Raw genomic sequence first — 21,941 nt, forward strand, 5'->3', positions numbered from 1 at the left:
GTGTCCGAGCACCAGCACAATCTGGGCGTCATCTGGGAGCAGGTGGTGCGGGAGCTGTCCGACGGCACCCTCTCGCCGCAGCAACGAGCCTGGATGCGGGTGACGAGGCCCATCGGCCTGCTCGACGGCACCGCCTTGCTGGCTGCCCCCAGCGACTTCGCGAAGGAAGCGATCGAACGCGCGCTGCGGGGCGCGATCACCGACGCCCTCTCGCGCCGGCTCGGCCGCGCCGTGTCGCTCGCCGTGAAGGTCGACAGCGCCGAGGCCATCGCGCCCGCGCCGCGATACGTGCCCTCACCCCCTCGGGTGGAAAACGGGCACCCCGACAACGGCCGCGCCGACAACGGGCACCTGGAATCCGGGCACCTCGACCCCACGCACGTCGAGAACGGCCGGCCGGACAACGGCCGGCTCGAGAACGGTCGCCTCGACAACGGTTCCGTCGCGCAGCAACGCCCGCCGATCGACGGCGCCTCCATGGCCGCCGCGCGCGCCGCCCGGCCCGAGCCGCCGCGCCAGCGCCCGGTGCCGCAGCCGGCCCCGCTCGAGGAGTCCGACGACCCGAACGAAGAAGTGGACGAGGAAGGCGAAGCTCTCGCCGCCGTCCACGAGATCTGGCCGACGTTCTCCGGCCAGCCGATCGCCGGGCAGCCCTACACCGCGCCCGCGCAGCCGCAGACGTCGAAGACGAAGCTCAACGAGAAGTACACGTTCGACACGTTCGTGATCGGCGCTTCCAACCGGTTCGCCCACGCGGCCGCGGTGGCCGTGGCCGAGGCGCCGGCCCGCGCGTACAACCCGCTGTTCATCTGGGGTGAGTCCGGGCTCGGCAAGACGCACCTGCTGCACGCCGTGGGCCACTACGCGCAACGGCTGTTCCCCGGCATGCGCGTGCGCTACGTCTCGACCGAAGAGTTCACCAACGACTTCATCAACTCGCTGCGAGACGACCGCAAGGTCGCCTTCCAGCGGCGTTACCGCGACATCGACATCCTGCTCGTCGACGACATCCAGTTCCTGGAAGGCAAAGAAGGTACGCAGGAGGAGTTCTTCCACACCTTCAACACCCTCCACAACGCGAACAAGCAGATCGTCGTCAGCTCCGACCGCCCGCCCAAGCGCCTCGAAACGCTGGAGGACCGGCTGCGGACGCGGTTCGAGTGGGGCCTGATCACCGACATCCAGCCGCCCGAGCTCGAAACCCGCATCGCCATCCTTCGCAAGAAGGCCGCGCAGGACCGGCTGGCGGTGCCGGGTGAGGTGCTGGAGTTCATCGCCTCCCGCGTGGAGGCGAACATCCGCGAGCTCGAGGGTGCGCTGATCCGCGTGACCGCGTTCGCGTCGCTCAACCAGCAGGCCGTGGACGTCGGGCTCGCCGAGATCGTGCTGCGCGACCTGATCCCCGACTCGCACGCGCCGGAGATCACCGCGCCGACGATCATGGGCGTCACCGCGGAGTTCTTCGACGTCACGCTCGACGACCTCTGCGGGCCGGGCAAGACGAAGGCGCTCGCCACGGCGCGCCAGATCGCGATGTACCTGTGCCGCGAGCTCACCGACATGTCGCTGCCGAAGATCGGGCAGACGTTCGGCGGCCGCGACCACACGACCGTGATGCACGCGGACAAGAAGATCCGCAAGGAGATGGCCGAGCGCCGGCGCATCTACGACCAGGTGCAGGAGCTCACGTCGCGGATCAAGCAGCGGGCTCGGCAGTAGCTTCGGAGCTTCACCAGGAGGGCGTCGCCTACGGGCGGCGCCCTCCTTTTATATAGGCGGCCGCGACAGGCCCCCCGGTGACGCTCTCAGTCCGACGCTCGCAGTCCGACGCTGAGGCTCGGCACCGAGGCCGCCATCCGTCCACAGCGACATCCACACCGCACCCCACGCGCTCGCCCCATCACCCACCGCGAGCCCGATTTCTCTTACCACACAATGCCTTCCACAACGCCACGGGTCCAACGTGGACGAAGCATCCGTACACAGGCGAAGCAGCGAAGCAAGCGGCGTGTGCCGTCGCCCACGTACGTGCGCGTACGCAGCCATCCCCAAACCCATTGATACACAAGCAGTTTTCCCCACCCTGTGCGCAGTTTGTGCACAACTCCAGCGGATCCGTCAGCTGCACCGACGCCGAAACGGTCCACATCCCGCCCACACGGAATCCACAGACTTTCCACAGGGCTGTCCACGGGGATTCCACAGGTTGTCCACACGTGATCCACATCGGGAGCCCGTCACTCTCCAGGGCGATTCGAACCCGTTTCCGCACCCACAGAACCTGGGTACAACTCCCCTCACACCTGGGGACAACCATGGGGACAACCGGCCCGAGATGTGGATGGATCGCGGGCGGCCCGAAACCATCCACGGACCGCCCGAACCATCCACCGATCCGCCACCAGGACTCTCCACACGTCGACGCACCCGCCGACCTGCGCGAACGAGCTCTGTCCACACAACCCACAGCCCCTATTACTGCTACTGCTCTTAGATCTTTTGAAAGAAAGAACAAAACAAAAACAGGCGATGGACGAAGTTGGGGACAAGCCGCCGAGCCTGTCTCCTTGTCGACAAAGTCAAGGGGAGGCCGAGGTGACGGGACCCCTGGCGACGGCCTAACGTGGATGCCTGCACCTGGTCCGTTCCTGTGCGCCGATCCCGGCACGCCGAAACGGGCCGGCCCGGTGGGGACTCGGTCGCGGCGTACTCGGCGCAGTACTCGTGGACCGCCAGCCACCGACCCTTCACGAGCCGAGGGGCTCGGCTGTCGAAAGGATGCGCGCATGAAGATCCGCGTCGAGCGCGACGGGCTTGCCGACGCCGTCGCCTGGGTGGCCAGGAGCCTCCCGTCCCGGCCTCCGGTGCCGGTGCTGGGCGGTGTGCTGCTCGACGCGGGTGCGGACGGCGAGTCCGACGCCCTCACGGTGTCCGGCTTCGACTACGAGGTCTCCGCCACGGTGGGCGTCCCCGCGACGATCGCCGACGGCGGCCGCCTCCTCGTCTCCGGCCGTCTCCTCGCCGACATCACGAAGGCGCTGCCCGCGCAGCCGGTGGAGATCTCCGTCGATGGCGCCCGCGCCACCATCACGTGCGGCAGCGCGCGCTTCTCCCTGCCGACCATGCCCGTCGAGGACTACCCGCAGCTGCCGTCGCAGCCCGCCTTCGCGGGTGAGCTCACCGGCGACACGTTCGGCCAGGCCGTGACCCAGGTCGTCACGGCCGCCGGCAAGGACGACACGCTCCCGATGCTCACCGGCATGCGCCTGGAGATCTCGGGCGAGACCCTCACGCTCGTCGCCACCGACCGCTTCCGCCTCGCCATGCGCGAGTTCACCTGGAAGCCGGCCGAAGGCCTGCCCGACGCCGCGGTGCTCGTCCCCGCGCGCACGCTCGCCGAGGCCGCGAAGACGCTCGGCGGCGCCGGCAGCACCGTGCGCCTCGCGCTCGCCAGCGGCGAAGGCCTCCTCGGCCTCTCGGGCAACGGCCGCTACACCACCACCCGCCTCCTCGACGCGGAGTTCCCGCCCTACCGCCAGCTGCTGCCGGCGACGCACACGTCGCGTGCCGTGATCGAGGTGTCGGCGCTCGCCGAGTCGATCAAGCGCGTGTCGCTGGTCGCCGAACGCGGCACGCAGGTGCGGCTGGAGTTCGCCGACGGGTCGCTGCGGCTTTCCGCCGGCGGCGACGACGAGGGCAGCGCCGAAGAAGAGCTGCAGGTCGACTACGAAGGCGAACCGGTCACCATCGCCTTCAACCCCGGCTACCTCGTCGACGGGCTCGGCGCGCTGCACAGCGACCGCGCGGAGCTCACCTTCACCACCCCCAACCGGCCGGCGCTCATCAAGCCCGCCGACGCCGAGGGCAACGTCGTCCCCGGTTACCTCTACCTGCTGATGCCGGTCCGGCTCCCGGGCTGACCGGCGCGTCACAACCGCGGATTTTCGTTCCTACCTAAGGGGATCTCATGGTTCAGCTCGGTCTCGTGGGCCTGGGCAAGATGGGCTTCAACATGCGCGAGCGGCTGCGTGCCGCCGGGCACGAGGTCGTGGGCTACGACCGCAACCCGGCCGTCAGCGACTCCGAGTCGCTCGCCGACCTGGTGTCCAAACTGGAGGGTCCGCGCATCGTCTGGATCATGGTCCCCGCCGGAGACCCGACGCGGGCGACCGTGGTGGAGCTCAGCCAGTCGCTGTCCGAGGGCGATCTCGTGATCGACGGCGGCAACTCGAAGTTCACCGACGACAAGCTGAACGCGGACCTGCTGGCGGCCAAGGGCATCGGCTACCTCGACTGCGGTGTGTCCGGTGGTGTGTGGGGCAAGGACAACGGTTACGGCCTCATGGTCGGCGGCGCCGAGTCCGACGTCGCCCGCGCGATGCCGATCTTCGACACGCTGCGTCCGGAAGGCCCGCGTGAAGAAGGCTTCTCGCACGCCGGCTCGGTGGGCGCCGGCCACTACGCGAAGATGATCCACAACGGCATCGAGTACGGCATCATGCAGGCCTACGCGGAGGGCTTCGAACTGCTCGAGGCCGCGCACGTGGTCAAGGACGTGCCCGCCGTGATCAAGGGCTGGCAGCGCGGCACCGTCGTGCGGTCCTGGCTGCTCGACCTGCTGGTGCGCGCGCTGGAAGAGGACCCGGAGCTCGACGACCTCGAGGGTTACGTCGAAGACTCGGGCGAGGGCCGCTGGACGCTGGAGGAAGCCGTGAACAACGCGGTGCCCGCGCCGGTGCTGTCGGCCGCGCTGTTCGCCCGGTTCTCTTCGCGGCAGAAGGACTCCGCCGCGATGCGCGCCGTCGCCGCGCTGCGCAACCAGTTCGGTGGCCACGCTGTGAAGAAGGCCGGGAGCTAGCCTCCCCACCCCGTGTATCTGCGACATCTCCAGGTCACCGACTTCCGGTCCTGGCCGCAAGCCGACCTCGCCCTCGAACCGGGGCCGGTCGTGCTCGTCGGCCAGAACGGCCGGGGGAAGACGAACCTGCTCGAGGCGATCGGCTACGTCGCGACCCTGGGTTCCCACCGGGTCGCGACGGACGCCCCGCTGATCCGGCACGGGTGCGAGCGCGCGCTCGTGCGCGTCGCCGTGGTCAACGACGACCGCGAGCTCACCGTCGAGCTCGAGATCACGGCCGGCCGGGCCAACCGCGCCCGCGTGAACCGGGGCGCGGTCGGCAAGCCGCGCGACGTGCTCGGGATCCTGCGCACGGTGCTGTTCTCCCCGGAGGACCTGGCGCTCGTGCGCGGGGACCCGAGCGAGCGCCGCCGGTTCATGGACGAGCTGCTCGTGCTTCGCGCGCCCAGGTACGCGGGCGTGCGCGCGGACTACGAGAAGGTGTTGAAGCAGCGCAACGCCCTGCTCAAGACCGCAGGCAAGCGCCGCACCGGCAAGGAGGACCCGTACGCGCTCTCGACGCTCGACGTCTGGGACGACCACCTGTCGGTGGCCGGCGCCCAGCTGCTGGCGGCGCGGCTGAACCTCATCGCCGACCTCGGGCCGTATGCGGCGGAGGCGTACATGGGGGTCGCGCCGGACTCGCGGCCGGCGTCGATCGCGTACAAGTCGTCGCTCGGCGAAGCGCTGCCACCGGGCTACGGCGTGGCCGGCGGCGAGCCGGCGGACGCGGAAGTGCTGCGTGAGCTGCTGCTCAAGGCGCTGGCCGACGTTCGGCGCAACGAGCTGGAGCGCGGCATCAGCCTCGTCGGCCCGCACCGCGACGAGCTGGAGCTGATCCTGGGCGAGGCGCCGGCGAAGGGGTACGCGAGCCACGGCGAGTCGTGGTCGTTCGCGCTGGCCCTTCGGCTCGGCAGTTACGAGCTCCTGCGTGGCGAAGCGGGCGAACCGGTGCTGCTGCTGGATGATGTGTTCGCCGAGCTCGACCGCAAACGGCGGGCGCGGCTCGCGGAGGTCGCCGCGGGTGCCGAGCAGGTGCTCATCACGGCGGCGGTGGACGAGGACGTGCCGTCGGAGCTGGCCGGGAGCCGGTTCGTGGTGGCTGATGGCGAGGTCAACCGTGCCTGAGTTCTCGGCCCCAAGATCAAGTCGGCCACGGCGGGTGACCGCGGTCACAGAAGTTACCCACCGATCTGGGGACAAACCTGTGGACAGTGTGGATAAACCCGTGAACCGGTTATCGCCGCGCGTGACGAAACGGCCTGATGAGGGCCTTGACATCGCCCAAGCGGGGAATCACCCACGTGGGCAAGCCGGTTCCGGCACCGAGGGTGACGTGTCTGCTGGGCCGAACGGGAAGCCCTCCGGGCGGGACCTGGCGCACGCCGCGTTGGAGGCCGCCAAGGCCAAGGCGAAGGAGCGCGGTGCGCCGCCGAACCTGCGCCGCGGCCGGATCACGGGCGGCGGGGGCCAGAACCCGCGGCGTCGTCGCTGGTCAGGGCCCGGAGCCGACGCACGCGACCCGCAGCCGCTCGGCCGGCTCGTCTCGCGGCTGGTCTCCGACAGCGGCTGGCAGGACACGATGACCAACGCGCGTGTGTTCGGGCAGTGGGCCCGGCTGGTGGGCGAGGACGTCGCCGAACACGCCCAGCCGGTGGCACTCAAGGATGGCGAGCTGACCGTCCGCGCGAGCTCCACGGCGTGGGCCACGCAGCTGCGGCTGCTGCAGAGCAAGCTCATCGCGAAGATCGCCGCGGGGGTCGGCAACGGCGTCGTGAAGCGCATGCGGATCCAGGGTCCGACGGCACCGAGCTGGCGGAAAGGACCGCGGGTCGTGCCGGGCCGCGGGCCGCGTGACACGTACGGCTGACTCCGGTTGCGCGGCGGCGGGTGAGTTCCCCGAGAACCGCTTGACAACCCGCGAGCTACGAGATGACTCGCCTTCGAGCGATTTCGCGGCTCTGTGACGCAGTGAGGGGTGTCCTTGCCGCATGTCAGCGCGCGCGGGCAAGTACACTGGAGGAGTAGCGAGCGTCTGCTCGGGCGAGACGAGGAGAAACAACGCCGGTGACCGAGAACAAGAGCGAGTACAACGCGTCGTCCATCACCGTGCTCGAAGGCCTCGAAGCGGTCCGCAAGCGCCCCGGTATGTACATCGGTTCCACCGGTGAGCGCGGTCTCCACCACCTGGTTCAGGAGGTGGTGGACAACTCCGTGGACGAGGCGATGGCCGGCTACGCGACCAAGGTCGAGGTTACTCTCCTCGCCGACGGTGGCGTCCGGGTCGTCGACGACGGCCGCGGCATTCCGGTGGACATGCACCCCAAGGAGCAGAAGCCGACCCTCGAGGTCGTGCTCACCATCCTGCACGCGGGCGGCAAGTTCGACAGCGACTCCTACGCGGTGTCCGGCGGCCTGCACGGCGTCGGCGTCTCGGTGGTGAACGCGCTGTCGACGAAGCTGCTCGCGGAGATCAAGGTCGGCGGCCGCAGCTGGCGCCAGGAGTACACCAACCAGATCCCCGGACCGCTGGAGGACCTCGGCCCGGCCGACGGCACCGGCACCACGATCACCTTCTGGGCCGACTCGAACATCTTCGAGACCACCACGTACAACTTCGAGACGATCTCGCGTCGGCTGCAGGAGATGGCGTTCCTCAACAAGGGCCTCACCCTGTCGCTGCGCGACGAGCGCGTGGCCGACGAGGAGACCGAGGAAGACGCGGAGGGCAAGCAGGCCCGCGTCAAGGAGAAGGTCTACTGCTACCCCGGCGGGCTCGAGGACTTCGTCAAGCACATCAACGGCAGCAAGGACCCGATCCACGAGAGCGTGATCTCGTTCGACGCGAAGGGCCCCGGCCTCGAGGTCGAGGTCGCGATGCAGTGGAACAACGGGTTCACGCCGTCGGTGTACACGTTCGCCAACACGATCAACACCCACGAGGGCGGCACCCACGAAGAGGGCTTCCGCGCGGCGCTCACGCGCGTGGTCAACGCGTACGCGCGCGACAAGAAGCTGCTCAAGGAGAAGGACGCCAACCTCACGGGTGACGACGTGCGCGAGGGTCTCGCCGCGATCGTGTCCATCAAGCTCTCCGAGCCGCAGTTCGAGGGCCAGACGAAGACGAAGCTGGGCAACAGCGAGGCCAAGACGTTCGTGCAGCAGCAGTCGAACGAGTGGCTGGCCGACTGGTTCGAGCGCAACCCCACCGAGGCGAAGACGATCATCAACAAGTCGATCTCCTCGGCGCAGGCGCGCATGGCCGCCCGCAAGGCGCGGGACCTGGTGCGCCGCAAGGGCGCGCTGGAGATCGGCGGCCTGCCGGGCAAGCTCAAGGACTGCCGTTCCAACGACCCGGGCGAGTGCGAGCTCTACATCGTGGAGGGCGACTCGGCCGGCGGCTCGGCCAAGGAAGGCCGCGACTCGATGTACCAAGCGATCTTGCCCATCCGGGGCAAGATCATCAATGTGGAGAAGGCGCGCATCGATCGCGTCCTCAAGAACACCGAGGTCCAGTCGCTGATCACGGCGCTGGGCACCGGCATCCACGACGACTTCGACCTCTCGAAGCTGCGCTACCACAAGATCGTGCTGATGGCCGACGCCGACGTCGACGGCCAGCACATCACCACGCTGCTGCTCACCCTGCTGTTCCGCTTCATGAGCCCGCTGATCGAACACGGCCACGTGTTCCTTTCGCGGCCGCCGCTGTACAAGATCAAGTGGCCGCGCCAGGACCCGGAGTACGCGTACTCCGACAAGGAGCGCGACGCCGTGATCCAGGCGGGTGTCGAGGCCGGCCGCCGGCTGCCGAAGGACGACGCGATCCAGCGCTACAAGGGTCTCGGCGAGATGAACGCCGAGGAGCTGTGGGAGACCACGATGGACCCGGCCAACCGCCTGCTGGGCCAGGTCACCCTCGACGACGCCGCGCAGGCCGACGACCTGTTCTCCGTCCTCATGGGCGAGGACGTGGAGGCCCGGCGCTCGTTCATCACGCGCAACGCCAAGGACGTGCGCTTCCTGGACGTGTAGCCGTCCGCTGCCCCCTGACTGCCCAGACCTTTCCCCGAGAAGGAACCCATGACGGAAACCTTGCCGCCGGAGCACGACCGCATCGAGCCGGTCGACATCCAGCAGGAGATGCAGCGTTCCTACATCGACTACGCCATGAGCGTGATCGTGGCGCGGGCGCTGCCGGATGTGCGCGACGGTCTCAAGCCGGTGCACCGGCGCGTGCTCTACTCGATGTTCGACTCCGGTTTCCGGCCGGACCGCGGGTACAACAAGTGCTCCCGCGTCGTCGGCGACGTCATGGGCAACTACCACCCGCACGGTGACTCGGCGATCTACGACGCCCTCGTGCGCCTGGCCCAGCCGTGGTCGATGCGCTACCCGCTCATCGACGGGCAGGGCAACTTCGGTTCGCCGGGTAACGACCCCGCCGCCGCCATGCGGTACACGGAGTCGCGCCTCGCGCCGCTGGCGATGCAGATGCTGGCGGACATCGAAGAGGACACCGTCGACTTCCGCGACAACTACGACGGCCGCACGCAAGAGCCCAACGTGCTGCCGGCGCGGTTCCCGAACCTGCTGGTCAACGGCAGTTCCGGCATCGCGGTCGGCATGGCGACCAACATCCCGCCGCACAACCTGCGCGAGGTCGCTGACGGCGTCGTGTGGGCGCTGGAGAACTACGAGGCGTCCGACGACGAGCTGCTTGCGGCGCTGCTCACGCGCATCAAGGGTCCGGACTTCCCGACCAAGGCGATGATCCTCGGCACCTCCGGGATCGAGGACGCGTACCGCACCGGCCGCGGGTCCGTGCGCATGCGTGCGGTCGTCGAGGTGGAGGAGGACGCGAAGGGGCGCACCACGCTCGTCGTGTCCGAGCTGCCGTACCAGGTGAACCCGGACAACCTCGTCGAGAACATCGCGCACCTCGTGCGCGACGGCAAGCTCACGGGCATCGCCGACATCGCCGACGAGTCCAACAGCCGTTCCGGCATGCGGATCGTGATCACGCTCAAGCGCGACGCCGTCGCGAAGGTGGTGCTGAACAACCTGTTCAAGCACACCCAGCTGCAGCAGAACTTCGGCGTGAACATGCTGGCGATCGTCGACGACGTGCCGCGCACGCTGCGGCTCGACCAGATGATCCGGCACTACGTGAAGCACCAGGTCGAGGTCATCGTCCGGCGGACCAAGTTCCGCCTGCAGAAGGCCGAGGAGCGCGCGCACATCTTGCGCGGTCTGGTCAAGGCCCTGGACATGCTGGACGAGGTCATCGCCCTGATCCGGCGCTCGCCGTCGGCCGACGAGGCGCGGCCGGGCCTGATGGAGCTCCTCGACATCGACGAGATCCAGGCCACGGCGATCCTCGACATGCAGCTGCGCCGGCTGGCCGCCCTCGAGCGTCAGCGCATCATCGACACGCTGGCCGAGATCGAGCTGGAGATCGCGGACCTCAAGGACATCCTCGAGAAGCCGGAGCGCCAGCGCGCGATCATCCGCGACGAGCTCATGGAGATCGTCGACAAGTACGGCGACGACCGGCGCACGAAGATCATCCCGTTCGACGGCGAGGTGTCGGTCGAGGACCTGATCGCGGTCGAGGACGTGGTGGTCACCATCACGCGCACCGGCTACGCGAAGCGCACGAAGACCGACCTGTACCGCTCGCAGAAGCGCGGCGGCAAGGGCGTGCAGGGCGCCACGCTGAAGCAGGACGACATCGTGCAGCACTTCTTCGTGTGCTCCACGCACGACTGGATCCTGTTCTTCACGAACAAGGGCCGCGTCTACCGCACGAAGGCGTACGACCTGCCCGAGGCCAACCGCAATGCGCGCGGCCAGCACGTGGCCAACCTGATGGCGTTCCAGCCGGACGAGCAGATCGCCCAGGTCATCGAGATCCCGAACTACGAGGTGGCGCCGTACCTGGTGCTGGCCACGCAGAAGGGGCTCGTGAAGAAGACCAAGCTCACCGACTTCGACTCCAACCGCGCGGGCGGCCTCATCGCCGTCAACCTGCGGGAAGGCGACGAGCTGGTGGGCGCCGTGCTGGCGGCGGCGGAGGACGACCTGCTGCTCGTGTCGGCCGGCGGCCAGTCGATCCGCTTCCACGCGACCGACGAGGCGCTGCGCCCGATGGGCCGCGCGACGTCCGGCGTGCTCGGCATGCGGTTCAACGACGGCGACGAGCTGCTCGGCATCAGCGTGGTCAAGCCCGACAAGTTCCTGCTGGTCGCGACCGACGGCGCGTACGCCAAGCGCACGCCGATCGAGGACTACCCGGTGCAGGGCCGCGGCGGCAAGGGTGTGCTGACCATCCAGCACGACACCAAACGTGGGAGGCTGGTGGGTGCACTCATCGTCGACGAGGACGACGAGCTGTTCGCCATCACCTCGAGCGGTGGGGTCATCCGCACGCCGGCGCGCGACGTGCGCAAGGCCGGTCGCCAGACCAAGGGCGTGCGGCTGATGAATCTGGCGGAAGGTACGACTCTTCTCGCGGTCGCACGCAACGCGGACGAGGGGTCGGACGTCGCCAATGGTGGCGAGGACTCCGCGGATGCTTCCGAGGTTTCGGAAGGTTCGGAGGCTTCTGAAGCTTCGGTGGACGAGGCTGTGGAGACCCCCGCCGCCGACGGCGAGGCGACCACCGCGCCCGAGGACAGCACGGAAGAAGACGGCACGGCGCCGGAGCAGTGAGCGGCGCCCCACGCACGGGTAAGGACTGACTCTTCGTGACACCATCCGAGAAGGCAGACGGCACGTCGTCGAGCCCACCCTGGCAGCGCACCGCCAAGGACGGCGGCGGCGATTCGGAGGCCACGGTCTCGACCGGAATCGCCACCGACGATGTGGTCTACTCGGATCATGAGCAGGACGGACCGCGCGTGAGCGAGAGCGACTACCCCGCGGTGAGCGGCACGGCCGCGCCCCGGCTCTTCGGAGCCGAGGGCGCGCCGCCCGCCCCGGCCGCCGACGTGCCCCCGGCCGGCCGCACCCGCCCCACCCCGAGCGCCCTGCGCCGCCCGGGCCGCGGCCCGCGTCGCGCGTCGCTGCAGATCAAGCGCTTCGACCCCTGGTCGGTGCTGAAGCTGTCGCTCGTCCTGGGCGTCGCGATGTTCTTCGTGTGGCTGGTCGCCGTCGGCGTGCTCTACACGGTCCTCGACGGCATGGGCGTCTGGGACAAACTGAACGGCACCTACTCCTCCCTGGTCGGCGGCGAGGGCGCCAACGCCTCCACCGAACCCCTCATCAGCGCCGGCCGCGTTTTCGGCATCGCCGCCATCCTGGGCGCGATCAACATCGTGCTGGTCTCCGCCCTGGCCACGGTGAGCGCCTTCATCTACAACGTGTCCGCCGACCTCGCGGGCGGCCTCGAAGTCACCCTGTCGGAAAGGGAGTAACCCGGTTGCAGGGCCCCTCCGGGGGTCCTGTAAAGTTCTCCTCGTTCGACGGGCCCATAGCTCAGGCGGTTAGAGCGCTTCGCTGATAACGAAGAGGTCCCAGGTTCAAGTCCTGGTGGGCCCACCCAGTTCGCCCGGTCATACTCGCGGAAAGCGCTCGTATGACTGGGTGTTTTTGTTTCTGGGGGGGCGACCCCCCAGACCCCCACGGTGCGGAATGTGACTGACCCAGCGTTGGTGCGTTTTGGTGATGCTGTGGTGAGTGATCTTGCGTTGGTGAGTTGGCGTGGCCGGCTGTGTGGGGGAGACGGCGCGGATGAGCGGCTGGTCGGCGATCGAGGGCACGCACAGTTTCGTTGTCGGCGATCGCGCCGGTGCTGACGGATTGGCCAGAGCCTTGGCGGCCCATGGGTTCGCGCGGGTGGTCGCGCGGCCCGTGGGCCATGCCGGGTGGTCTGTCGATGCGTTGGACGAAGGGCCCTGCCCGGTCAGCCCGTTGGGGTTCCGCACCTTTGACGCGGTCGGACGTGCCGCGGCGCTCGTCGCGCGCGACTTCGGCGGCTACAGCCAGGGCGGCGGGCAGTGTGAGTCGGACATGCTGCACCTGTTCGCGGATGGGCCGATCGTCCACAGCAACCCTGGCGCGTGTCCGCCAATCCCCGATGTGGTCATCACGCCGGCGCCCCGGTCCGTGCCCTGGAGCTAGGCCCGCACAGCGCCGCCGCCGGCGCCGGCACGCTGGTCGGGCTCGACGACATCGAGTGGTCAGCGCTCAACCATGCCCACGGGTCCGCGGAGAACATTCCGGGCCTCATTCGCGCCCTCGCTCTGAACACCAGCACTTGGGACGCGACCCTCGGCGAGCTCTTCGGTGACGACCTCCTCCACCAAGGCGACTGTTACTCCGCGACTGCCCCGGCGCTTCCGTTCGTCGCCCAACTCGCGATATCGGATGCCTTGCCGCCGGCACGCCGCCTGGACCTCCACGTGTGGCTTCTCAGCGCAGCCGACTGCTGGGCGGCCAGTCTCCTCGCCGACGCCGACCGGGCCGCCGCACAGAGACGTTTCCCGACCGCGGCGCCGTGGACGCAGGAGGTCCACCTCGCAGTCGGCGACCAAGTGTCCGCACTGCTGGGTCGCTGGTCGGCCGAGCCCCCTGCAATCCAATTCGCTCTGGCCTGCCTTGCGGCGCTCTACCCACAGCACAGCCGGCACCTGACGCACCAAACGGCCGCCCTCGCAGCTACCTACGCGGGCACTCAACCCGGCGTCTTCGTCGAACTCGCGGCAGCTCTCCACCGCACTGACGACGATCAGGCCCTGGCCCTCGCTCACCAGATCGCCACCTGGGAAGACGACCTCGACCAAGACTGGCTCCACGCCCCCAACACCACCGCCGCCCTCCGCGCCGCCCACGCCCTGGCCACCGGCGCGCTACACCCCCTCGGCCACACCACAACTCCCTGACGTCCCTTGAGAACCGCGTCGACCGGACGTGCCGCGGTGCTGGATCTGTCCGGTGTGGACTGTTTCGCCGGCGCAGTTGGTGAAATGCGGTCGGTCGGTTCGCCGAATGGTTGGCACAGCACGATTCCTGCAACGTCGACACACTGAGTTCGTGTGGCTGGGCGAAGGATGGGACAGCGTCGCGACGCTTGTCGACGCGCGGTGGGTCGAGCGGCGGCCCCGGCGGGCCGAGGTGCGTGAGCTGCTGCTGCGTGAGACGCGGGTGATGCCGTGGCTCTCGCAGCGACTGCCGGTGCGGGTGCCGGTACCGGTCGTGTGGCGGGAGGAGCCGCTGGTGGTGCGGCACGAACTTGTGTCCGGCGGGCAGGCCGACGTGCTCACGACGGGCCACGGCCGGGTGATCGGGGAGTTCCTGCGGGTGCTGCACGCGGTGGACGTCGGCGAGGCGGCCGCGCGGGGTGTGGTGGCCACGGATCGGGCCGAAGTGCTGGCGGAGTTCGCCGACGTCGTGGTGCCGTTGGTCGGAGGTGCGGCCGTGCTCGACGAGATCAGGGCGTTCCCTGTCGATGCGGTGGTGCACGCGGACCTCGGACCCGAGCACGTGCTGGTTGACAAAGGGCAGGTCAGCGGCGTGATCGACTGGTCGGACCTGTGTGTGGACGACCGCGCGCGGGACTTGGCGTGGGCGCTGTTCGGGGCGTCGCCGGCGTTCGCGCTGGGGGTGGCCGAGGCCTACGGCGTGACCGAGGAGCTGCATCGGCGCGCGTGGGCGTGGCACCGGCTGGGGCCGTGGTTCGAGGTGACCCACGGCGTCGCGATGGGGCAGCCGGACCTGGTGGAGTCGGGTCTGGCCGGTGTGCGCGCGAGGCTCGCCGGACGCAAGTCAGCCCTGCCGGGAAGAGAAGGCCGGCAGGGCTGACATGTCTGCGATCGGCGCGCGCACGGTCGCCTCTCGGCGAAAGGCACGACGCGGCTCCAGCCGAACGGTATTCCGCGAAGGCAAAGGTGTGAGCCCGGGGGACACGTTGGGCGCACCGACCAGTTCGTTCAACGGCGCACCCACCGGAGGTATTCCGTTCGGCCTGTGACGCGGGTCGCCGGTGGTTCCACGTGGAACCAAGCCCTGGAACCGCCGGATCCGGCGCTCAGCGCGTGCAGTAGCATCGTGGAGTACGGAAGCAAGCTGGAAAAGGGGGCTTCGGATGAAGAAGCTGTTGGCACTCGCAGTCGTCGCGGGCGGCGTTCTGTTCGTCGTGAAGCGCAACAAGGCTGCCAAGGCCGAGGCGGACCTCTGGCGCCAGGCGACCGCCCCCACGGGCCCGGTCTCCGCGAACGGCAGCACCCCGGCCAAGGCCGCGGACGCTTCCCACAACTGACTTCACCGCGCGGGTGACCCACGGGCACCCGCGCCCGGGGCTGTAGCTCAATTGGTAGAGCACCGCCTTTGCAAGGCGGGGGTCAGGGGTTCGATTCCCCTCAGCTCCACAGCTCAAGAAACACGACGAAGGCCAGTTCAGAGGGGATCTCCTTTGACCTGGCCTTCGTAGTATCCGGCGGCCGTACCTCCCGCCGTGCCCCTGCGGGCGCTCACGCGCGGCCTCGATGTTGCGGCTCATCGAGTCCGCGATCGTGTGGTCGCGCTCGCGCCGAGTGCGGCCTTCAATCTCTGCGCCCTTCAGAGCTGGCAAGCGTCTCTGGTCGCGTTCGTCATGCCTCGATACGGTGCCCTCCGTGCAGCCATCCGATCTTCTGCGGGTCCGTGAGTCCTATGACCGGGTCGCCGACCTCTATGTGGAGCTTGGAGTGGGTCGGTTGGAGGAGGAGCCGTGGCTACGGGCCGCGCTTGCCGCCTTCGCCGAGTCCGTCCGCGGGCTCGGCCCGGTCCTGGACGTCGGCTGCGGCCCGGGCACCATCACTGCGCACCTCACCGAGCTCGGGCTGGACGCTGCGGGCGTCGACCTGTCGCCGCGCATGGTCGAGCACGCCCGGCGGCTTTACCCCGACCTGCGGTTTTCCGTCGCTTCGGCGACCGAACTCGACCTCGCGCCGGCATCGCTCGGCGGCGTGCTCGGCTGGTGGTCGCTGTTCAACCTTCCGCGTGAGGAGCTGCCCGGTGTGCTGAAGACCTTCGCTGAGGCGCTCGTGCCCGGTGGTCAGGCTCTTGTTGGCACGCACGTCGGCGACGGCGACGTGCCGCGGACCAAGGGCTACGGCGGCCTGCCGGTGTCCTGGACGACTCACCTGTACCGCCCCGAAGAGCTGGCCGGAATGCTGGCCGACGCCGGTCTGGAGCTGATCGCCGACCTGCGGATCCCTGCGCAGCCGCCGCAACCGCGCCCCCAGGTGCTGCTCGCCGCGCGACGCCCGGCAATGCCGGAGGCCAGCGGCGAGTAGCGCGGACTCGTGTGTGCCCGATCAACGGGGTGCACGCGTGGACTCGCGGGGACGGTCTCGCAAAACCGCTGGTAGACGCGCCATGAGATCTCGGCAGGTCGTCCGGGATCTGCGGACGGGCATTTGCAGGCGGGGTCAGGGGTTCGATTCCCCTTTGCTCGGCTGCCGGTCGTGGTGATGGGCGACGATCGCGCGCGCACCCTCTTGGTGGAATTCGAGCAGGCAGCGTTGCGAAGGCAGGTCCGTGACGGCGTCCAGCCTCAAGCCGTGGGCCGAGGCGAGCGTGCGGAACTCGTCGAGGCGGCGTTCGCGGCCGCCGAAGATGGTGAGCATGGCGAGGGCGCTTGCGGTGTCCGCCTGGTGGCCGGCGACGGGTTCGACGACGAGGATGCGGCCCGTCGAGCCGGCGGCCTCGGCGCAGCGCTCGAGGATTCGGTGGGCGTGGGTGTCGTCCCAGTCGTGGAGGATGTCGACGAGCAGGTAAGCGTCGGCGCTGGGCGGGAGCGGGTCGAAGAAGCTGCCGGCGGTGACCTGGGCGTCCAGGGCGTGGGCGGCGAAGGTGCGGCGGGCGTCGGCGGCGGTCGGGGCGAGGTCGAGCAGGTGGCCGCGCAGGCCGGGGTTCGCGGTGAGGATGGCGGCGAGGATGTCGCCGCGGCCGCCGCCGACGTCGACGATCGTGGAGAACCGTGCCCAGTCGTAGCCGGCGACGAGTTGCGGGATTTGCTCCCGATGCGGAAAGTCATCTGGCGGTCGAAGGATTCGCGAAGATCCTCGTTCTCGGCGAGATCCGCCCAGAAGTCCTGGCCGTAACGACGCGGGTAGGCGGCTTCGCCCGTAGTGATGCTGTGGGCGAGCTCGACGAACGCCAGCTCGGCGCGCCCGCCGGCGGTGTTCAAGTCGAGGAGCGTCGCGGTGAAGTCGTCGCGGAGGTGGTCGCCGTACGCGGTGGTGCGGTAGCCGGTGGGGGTGTGCTCGAGGACGCCGAGCGTCGTGAGGTGGTCGAGCAGGAGGCCGAGCGCGACGGGGTTCACCCCGAGCTCGGCGGCCAGTTCGGCCGGTCCCGCGGCGGAGAGCAGGCGCGCGGGCAGGCCGAGAGTCACGGCGACGCGCAGCGCCATCGGCGTCGCGAGTCCGGCGAGGCGGCGCAGGGAGTTCGTATCGTCGTGGGTCACGAAGATCTACTGTGCCGGGCCGGTCAACCGAAAAAGGAGAGCCGATGCGTCCCCACGTGCTGCTGAGCGTCGCGACGAGTGTCGACGGGGCGATCGACGACACGACCCCCGAACGGCTGCTGCTGTCCAATGCCGAGGACTTCGACCGCGTCGACCAGGTGCGCGCGGAGTCCGACGCCATCCTGATCGGCGCGGGCACGATCCGCGCCGACAACCCGAGGCTGCTGGTCAACAGCGAAGAACGTCGAGCCGAACGCGTGCGCGCCGGCAAGCCCGCGTACCCGTTGAAGGTGACCGTGACGGCGTCGGGCGACGTCGATCCGCAGTGGAAGTTTTGGCACCACGGCGCGGAAAAGCTCGTCTACACCACTGAAACGGGCGCCCCGACCGCTCGCGAACGGCTCGGTCAGCTCGCCGAAGTCGTCGCGCTCGGACCACAAGTCGACTTCGGCGCGCTGCTCGACGACCTCGGCCGGCGCGGCGTCCGGCGGCTCATGGTTGAAGGCGGCGGGCAGATCCACACCGCGTTCCTCTCGCAGAGCCTGGCCGACGAGATTCACCTCGCCATCGCGCCGCTCGTGGTCGGCGCCGCCGCCGCGCCGCGGTTCCTGCTGCCCGCGTTGTACCCGGGCGGGCGGATGAAACTGCTGGACACGCGGGCGATCGGCGACGTCGTGCTGATCCGCTACGCACCCAAGGCCGGCTGAAAGGCCGCGCGCAGAGCGTCTTCGAGTGGGGTGTCACCGCGCCATGCGACGGCGGCGTCGGGGCGAAGCAGCACGGCCGGCAACGCGGTGTCTGCCTTGGCGCGCACCAGGTTCACGCGCTCGGCCCAGCCGACGGGGAGCTCGACGTCGCCGGTGAAATCGAGGAGGACGGCGCGCCCGTCGCGTAGGACCTCGGCCACGCGGGTCGGTCCGTCGGCGGTCACGAGGTCCAGGTCGGGGAGCCGAGTGGGATCGTCCAAACCGGACATCATCCCGGCGAGGTAGCGGTTGGTGTCGGGCAGGCGCATGAGATCAGTGAAGATTTCGCTCAGCGCACGCAAATCCGGGTCCGGGTTCGGCACGGCGAGAACGCGTTGGGCCGACGTGTGGTGCAGCACGCGGGCGGCCTTCGGGTGGCGTTCGGCGTGGTAGGTGTCGAGGAGGCTGTCCGCGGCTCCTCGCAGCGTCGCGACGAGCTTCCAGCCGAGGTTGAACGCGTCCTGCACACCGAGGTTGAGGCCCTGCCCGCCAAGCGGCCCGTGGATGTGGGCGGCGTCGCCGGCGAAGAAAACGCGGCCGTGACGGTAGTTTTCGAGCTGGCGCGTGGCATCGCTGAAGCGGGAGATCGTGCGGACCTCGGCCAAGGTGGTGGGTTCGCCGTAGATCGCGGTGAGTGCCTGCTGCACGGCTTCCGCGGTCATCGGCGGCTCGGCTTCGTCGCGCTTGCCGTAGGTGAAGCGGTAGTGGTCGCCGCCGGTCGGCACGAGCATGCCCCAGTGGTCGGCGGTGGTCCTGGTCATCGTGCTCATGTGGCCGGCCTGCGCGGGCACCAGTTCGGAGACGGCCGATAGGCGCACGTCGGCGAGCACCGCCCGGTACGTGCCGGGACGGCCGGGGAACGGCAGGTCCAGCAGCTTGCGCACGGTGCTGTGCGCGCCGTCGCAGGCGACGACGTACCGGGCGCGCAGGTCCCGGTCGGTGGTCACGGTGACGCCGGTGTCGTCGGCGCGGACCGCGGTGACCTCCTGACCCCGCAGCACGCGAGCGCCACGGGCGGTCGCCGCCGCCTCCAGCACCTCCTCGACCTTCCACTGTGGAATGCCGATCGTATGGGGATGCCTGGTCTGCCAAGGCGTGCAGTCGAGCGGCACCGGCAGCCCGGCGAAGTGCCCGCCGACGGCGGCGCGCTCGAACTGCCGCTCGCGGATCGCGTCGAGCAGGCCTCGCGCGTCGAGCAGCTCGGCGGTGCGCGGCTGGATCGTGCCGCCCTTCGTCTGCTCGATGCGTTCGGTCAGCTTCTCCAGCACCACGACCTCGGCGCCGCCGAGGGCGAGCTCGTGCGCCAGCGTCAACCCGGCCGGGCCCGCCCCGACCACTATCACGTCCATGAAGTGCTCCTCAGTGCATAAGTAGACTGAGTGCAATATAGCCCTGAGTGCACCAAGGCGGTAGCCTGTTTTCGTGGACGAGCGGACCGGCCTGCGGGAGCGGAAGAAGCAGCGCACGCGCGAGGCGATCTCGAACGCCGCGCTTAAGCTGTTCTTCGAGCACGGCTTCGACCAGGTGTCGATCTCGCAGGTCGCGGAGGCCGCTGAGGTGTCGCGGCGGACGTTGTTCGCCTACTTCCAGGGGAAGGACGACCTCGTCCTGCACCGCATGGCGGACCACGAGCACGAAAGTGCGCGCGTGGTCCGCGCGCACCGCGACGCACCGCTTCCCGCGTTGCGCGCGCACTTCCTCGACGGCCTGCGCCGCCACGACCCGATCACTGGGCTCTGCGACCTTCCGCAGGTGCTGGCGCTGTACCGGCTGATCATGGGCACGCCGACCCTGCTGCCGAGCCTGTTGCGGTTCCGGGAAAGCGGGGAGCTGGCGCTGGCGGCCGAGCTCGGCGACTCACCGGACCTGTCGCCGCTGACGGCGCGCCTGGCGGCCGCGCAGATCGCGGCCGTGCAGTGGCGGCTGTCGTTGGAGAACCACCACCGGATGGCGAAGGGCGTCACCGCGACCGACGCCTACCCCGAGGCGGTCGCGGCGGCCGAACTGGGCTTCGACCTGCTGATGAACGGCCTCGGGACGCTCGGCAAGAGTTAGCCGCGGCGGATCCACAAGTCGTGCGGAGTGCGGCCGGGCTGGAAACCGCACGAAGCCGCCAACGCGGCGGCCTCGGCGAACGCGTGGCCGACGAGCTCGGGTGCGTGGGCGTCGCTGCCGAAGGAGAGGATCCGGCCACCTTCGGCGGCCCACCACAGGAGAACGTCGCGCGGCAGGGGCACTTTCGTGTTGAGCTCCAGGGCGCGCCCGCTGCCGGCCAGCGCGCGCAGGACCGTGCGGAACTCCTCCTCGAAGTCCGCGGCGACGAAGGGTTTCGACGAAGGCCAGGTGCGCAGCGCGTAGTCGATGTGGGCCAGGACCTCGAAATCGGCCGTCGACTCCACCAGCCCCAGGACCTCGCCCAGGTACGCGCGCAGCGTCGCGTCGGCCGGCCGGTCCGCGATCACGCTCAGCTCGTAGTGGTGCGACCCTTCCGGCAGCGAGTGCACCGAGCCCAGCACCCGCTCGAAGCGGTGCGCGGCCAGCAACGCGTCCGCTTCCGGCCGGTGCCAGTGCGGTTCACTCAGCTCGACGCCCGACAGGATCCGCAGGTCCGGGAACCGCTCGCGGCACTCCTGCACGCACGCGAGGTAACCCTCGACGTCGAGGGCCGGCGGCTCCAGCACGCCGTCGGTCCGCAGCCGCACGCGGAAGTGGTCGGGCAGGTGCGGCCGGATCGGCTCGGGGATGAGCCACGGCGTGAGGTCGGCGTGCTCCGTGAACGCCACCGACGGCAGCCCGAGCGCGAGTGCGCGTTGGCACGACTGGACCATCGACCCGGTGACGGTGTCCCACGACCACTCGGTGTGGACGTGGCTGTCCTGCGGCAGCACGCCCTCACACTACGAGTTGGCCCGCAGCACCGAAATCGCGCGAACGGTGGCGTAGCCGCGCCATTCGAGCGACGCCGCCGGCGAGAAGCTGGCGAAGTCGACCGTCCAGCCGCCGTCTTCGAGCTGCTGGGACTCGAGGCGCTCGAGCTCGGCGGCGATCGCGGCGGGGTCGAGCACCTTGCGCGACGGGCCCGGGATCGGCGAGAAGTCCAGAGGCCGCAGGACCTCGTCCTCGCCGCCGCCGGCGACGTGGAGGATGCCGTCGGGCGGCAGGAACTTGCCGAGGTGGCCGAGGAGTTCGTCGGCCTCGGGGCGGGTCGCGTGCGCGGCGTCGAGGAACCGGATGGCGAACGACAGCTCGATCGCGTGCGGCTGCTCTTCGACCCGGGCGATGGCCTCCAGGCAGGTCGACACGGCCGCGGTGAGCCACGGGTGTTCCGCCACGGCCTTGTCGTGCGCCGCGACGCGTAACGCCGTCGACGCGACGAAAGCCGTGCTCTGGAGCGAGAACTTCGTCGGGTCGGCGTCCGTCCAAAATGGAGCGCTCCCGGCGCGGTCCGCGACGGGGAACGCGAACGGCAACCCGCCACCCGGCAGCGACACGGACTCCAGCCAGTCGCACAGCTCCCGCGCCAGCGGCGTGGTTTTCGGCGCGATGTCCTCGAACACCTCGAACGCGTGCAGCGCCCCGCCCGGCTGGCTCTCCGGCGCGCGCAGGTCGGGCTCCAGGCCCCAGCCGTAACCACCGTCGGCATTGCGGTACGCCGCGACGGCCGAGAGCACGGCCTCCGCATCACCGTCTCCTCCGCCGAACAGCAGCTCGAACCGCCGGCGGTCGAGCAGCCGCCCGTGCGCGGCGAGGAAGGACGCGGCAGCAGCGAGGTTCACAGTCATACGACCACCGTCGCACGCTCCCGCGCGCGCGTCTTGAACAGTTCGGACACCGGGGGACCGCTCAT

The 21,941-nt window shown here is 69.6% G+C and carries 19 protein-coding genes, 2 tRNA genes and 1 pseudogene; 17 read left to right on the forward strand and 5 right to left on the reverse strand.

Going from position 1 to position 21,941, the window contains the following annotated elements; translation table 11 throughout:
- The 15 genes from dnaA (at window position 1) to ACQPXB_RS00075 (ending at window position 16,176) form a co-directional block, all read left to right on the forward strand.
- On the forward strand, window positions 1-1,719 hold the full coding sequence (dnaA, locus tag ACQPXB_RS00005) for a chromosomal replication initiator protein DnaA (RefSeq protein ID WP_432849033.1): 1,719 nt from the start codon (window positions 1-3) through the stop codon (window positions 1,717-1,719).
- Window positions 1,720-2,786: 1,067 nt separating this feature from the next.
- Window positions 2,787-3,920 carry a DNA polymerase III subunit beta gene (gene dnaN / locus ACQPXB_RS00010; RefSeq protein ID WP_285971339.1) on the forward strand — a complete coding sequence of 378 codons (1,134 nt, stop codon included), beginning with the start codon at window positions 2,787-2,789 and terminating at the stop codon, window positions 3,918-3,920.
- Between the two features lie 47 nt (window positions 3,921-3,967).
- Window positions 3,968-4,858: a phosphogluconate dehydrogenase (NAD(+)-dependent, decarboxylating) gene (gene gnd / locus ACQPXB_RS00015; protein ID WP_366589863.1), complete on the forward strand. Its 891-nt coding sequence runs from the start codon at window positions 3,968-3,970 to the stop codon at window positions 4,856-4,858.
- Window positions 4,859-4,870: 12 nt separating this feature from the next.
- Entirely contained in the window at window positions 4,871-6,025 is a 1,155-nt protein-coding gene (gene recF / locus ACQPXB_RS00020; protein ID WP_432849034.1) for a DNA replication/repair protein RecF, read from the forward strand.
- Window positions 6,026-6,233: 208 nt separating this feature from the next.
- Entirely contained in the window at window positions 6,234-6,767 is a 534-nt protein-coding gene (locus tag ACQPXB_RS00025; RefSeq protein WP_432849035.1) for a DciA family protein, read from the forward strand.
- 197 nt (window positions 6,768-6,964) lie between these two features.
- Window positions 6,965-8,932 carry a DNA topoisomerase (ATP-hydrolyzing) subunit B gene (gene gyrB / locus ACQPXB_RS00030; RefSeq protein WP_366589861.1) on the forward strand — a complete coding sequence of 656 codons (1,968 nt, stop codon included), beginning with the start codon at window positions 6,965-6,967 and terminating at the stop codon, window positions 8,930-8,932.
- 48 nt (window positions 8,933-8,980) lie between these two features.
- Complete coding sequence (gene gyrA, locus ACQPXB_RS00035) at window positions 8,981-11,611, forward strand: DNA gyrase subunit A (protein ID WP_432849036.1); 2,631 nt, start codon at window positions 8,981-8,983, stop codon at window positions 11,609-11,611.
- Between the two features lie 35 nt (window positions 11,612-11,646).
- Window positions 11,647-12,315 (forward strand): DUF3566 domain-containing protein, encoded by a 669-nt coding sequence (locus ACQPXB_RS00040; protein ID WP_386943907.1) that lies wholly within the window; start codon window positions 11,647-11,649, stop codon window positions 12,313-12,315.
- A gap of 50 nt (window positions 12,316-12,365) precedes the next feature.
- Window positions 12,366-12,439, forward strand: a tRNA-Ile gene (locus ACQPXB_RS00045).
- Window positions 12,440-12,631: 192 nt separating this feature from the next.
- Window positions 12,632-13,021: a hypothetical protein gene (locus tag ACQPXB_RS00050; protein ID WP_432849037.1), complete on the forward strand. Its 390-nt coding sequence runs from the start codon at window positions 12,632-12,634 to the stop codon at window positions 13,019-13,021.
- Window positions 12,961-13,782 (forward strand): hypothetical protein, encoded by an 822-nt coding sequence (locus tag ACQPXB_RS00055; RefSeq protein WP_432849038.1) that lies wholly within the window; start codon window positions 12,961-12,963, stop codon window positions 13,780-13,782. Before ACQPXB_RS00050 ends, ACQPXB_RS00055 begins: the two co-directional genes overlap by 61 nt.
- 151 nt (window positions 13,783-13,933) lie before the next feature.
- A complete protein-coding gene (locus ACQPXB_RS00060) occupies window positions 13,934-14,701 on the forward strand; it encodes a phosphotransferase (protein ID WP_432849039.1) in 768 nt (255 codons plus the stop codon).
- Between the two features lie 283 nt (window positions 14,702-14,984).
- On the forward strand, window positions 14,985-15,158 hold the full coding sequence (locus ACQPXB_RS00065; protein ID WP_386943900.1) for a DLW-39 family protein: 174 nt from the start codon (window positions 14,985-14,987) through the stop codon (window positions 15,156-15,158).
- 36 nt (window positions 15,159-15,194) lie between these two features.
- Window positions 15,195-15,267: transfer RNA gene (locus ACQPXB_RS00070), tRNA-Ala, on the forward strand.
- 318 nt (window positions 15,268-15,585) lie between these two features.
- Entirely contained in the window at window positions 15,586-16,176 is a 591-nt protein-coding gene (locus ACQPXB_RS00075; protein ID WP_432849040.1) for a class I SAM-dependent methyltransferase, read from the forward strand.
- 135 nt (window positions 16,177-16,311) lie between these two features.
- Here ACQPXB_RS00075 and ACQPXB_RS00080 read toward each other — a convergent pair whose 3' ends face one another.
- Complete coding sequence (locus ACQPXB_RS00080; protein ID WP_432857184.1) at window positions 16,312-16,971, reverse strand: methyltransferase; 660 nt, start codon at window positions 16,969-16,971, stop codon at window positions 16,312-16,314.
- Between the two features lie 197 nt (window positions 16,972-17,168).
- Window positions 17,169-17,294: pseudogene (locus ACQPXB_RS00085) on the reverse strand (methyltransferase); the annotation flags it as partial.
- Between the two features lie 98 nt (window positions 17,295-17,392).
- On the opposite strand from ACQPXB_RS00085, the gene ACQPXB_RS00090 reads away from it, so the two are divergent.
- A complete protein-coding gene (locus tag ACQPXB_RS00090) occupies window positions 17,393-18,055 on the forward strand; it encodes a RibD family protein (protein WP_366585944.1) in 663 nt (220 codons plus the stop codon).
- Here the strand turns inward: ACQPXB_RS00090 and ACQPXB_RS00095 are convergent.
- Window positions 18,034-19,443 carry an FAD-dependent oxidoreductase gene (locus ACQPXB_RS00095; protein WP_432849041.1) on the reverse strand — a complete coding sequence of 470 codons (1,410 nt, stop codon included), beginning with the start codon at window positions 19,441-19,443 and terminating at the stop codon, window positions 18,034-18,036. The two genes, ACQPXB_RS00090 and ACQPXB_RS00095, sit on opposite strands and share 22 nt — an antisense overlap.
- Window positions 19,444-19,516: 73 nt before the next feature.
- Here ACQPXB_RS00095 and ACQPXB_RS00100 point away from each other — a divergent pair, with 73 nt between their 5' ends.
- Entirely contained in the window at window positions 19,517-20,149 is a 633-nt protein-coding gene (locus ACQPXB_RS00100) for a TetR/AcrR family transcriptional regulator (RefSeq protein ID WP_366585948.1), read from the forward strand.
- Here ACQPXB_RS00100 and ACQPXB_RS00105 read toward each other — a convergent pair.
- A complete protein-coding gene (locus ACQPXB_RS00105) occupies window positions 20,146-20,982 on the reverse strand; it encodes a PHP domain-containing protein (RefSeq protein ID WP_432849042.1) in 837 nt (278 codons plus the stop codon). The two genes, ACQPXB_RS00100 and ACQPXB_RS00105, sit on opposite strands and share 4 nt — an antisense overlap.
- A 9-nt stretch (window positions 20,983-20,991) precedes the next feature.
- Window positions 20,992-21,876 carry a hypothetical protein gene (locus ACQPXB_RS00110; RefSeq protein WP_432849043.1) on the reverse strand — a complete coding sequence of 295 codons (885 nt, stop codon included), beginning with the start codon at window positions 21,874-21,876 and terminating at the stop codon, window positions 20,992-20,994.
- Window positions 21,877-21,941: the final 65 nt, after the last annotated feature.

The organism is Amycolatopsis sp. CA-161197, assembly GCF_050942255.1.
Taxonomy (GTDB): domain Bacteria; phylum Actinomycetota; class Actinomycetes; order Mycobacteriales; family Pseudonocardiaceae; genus Amycolatopsis.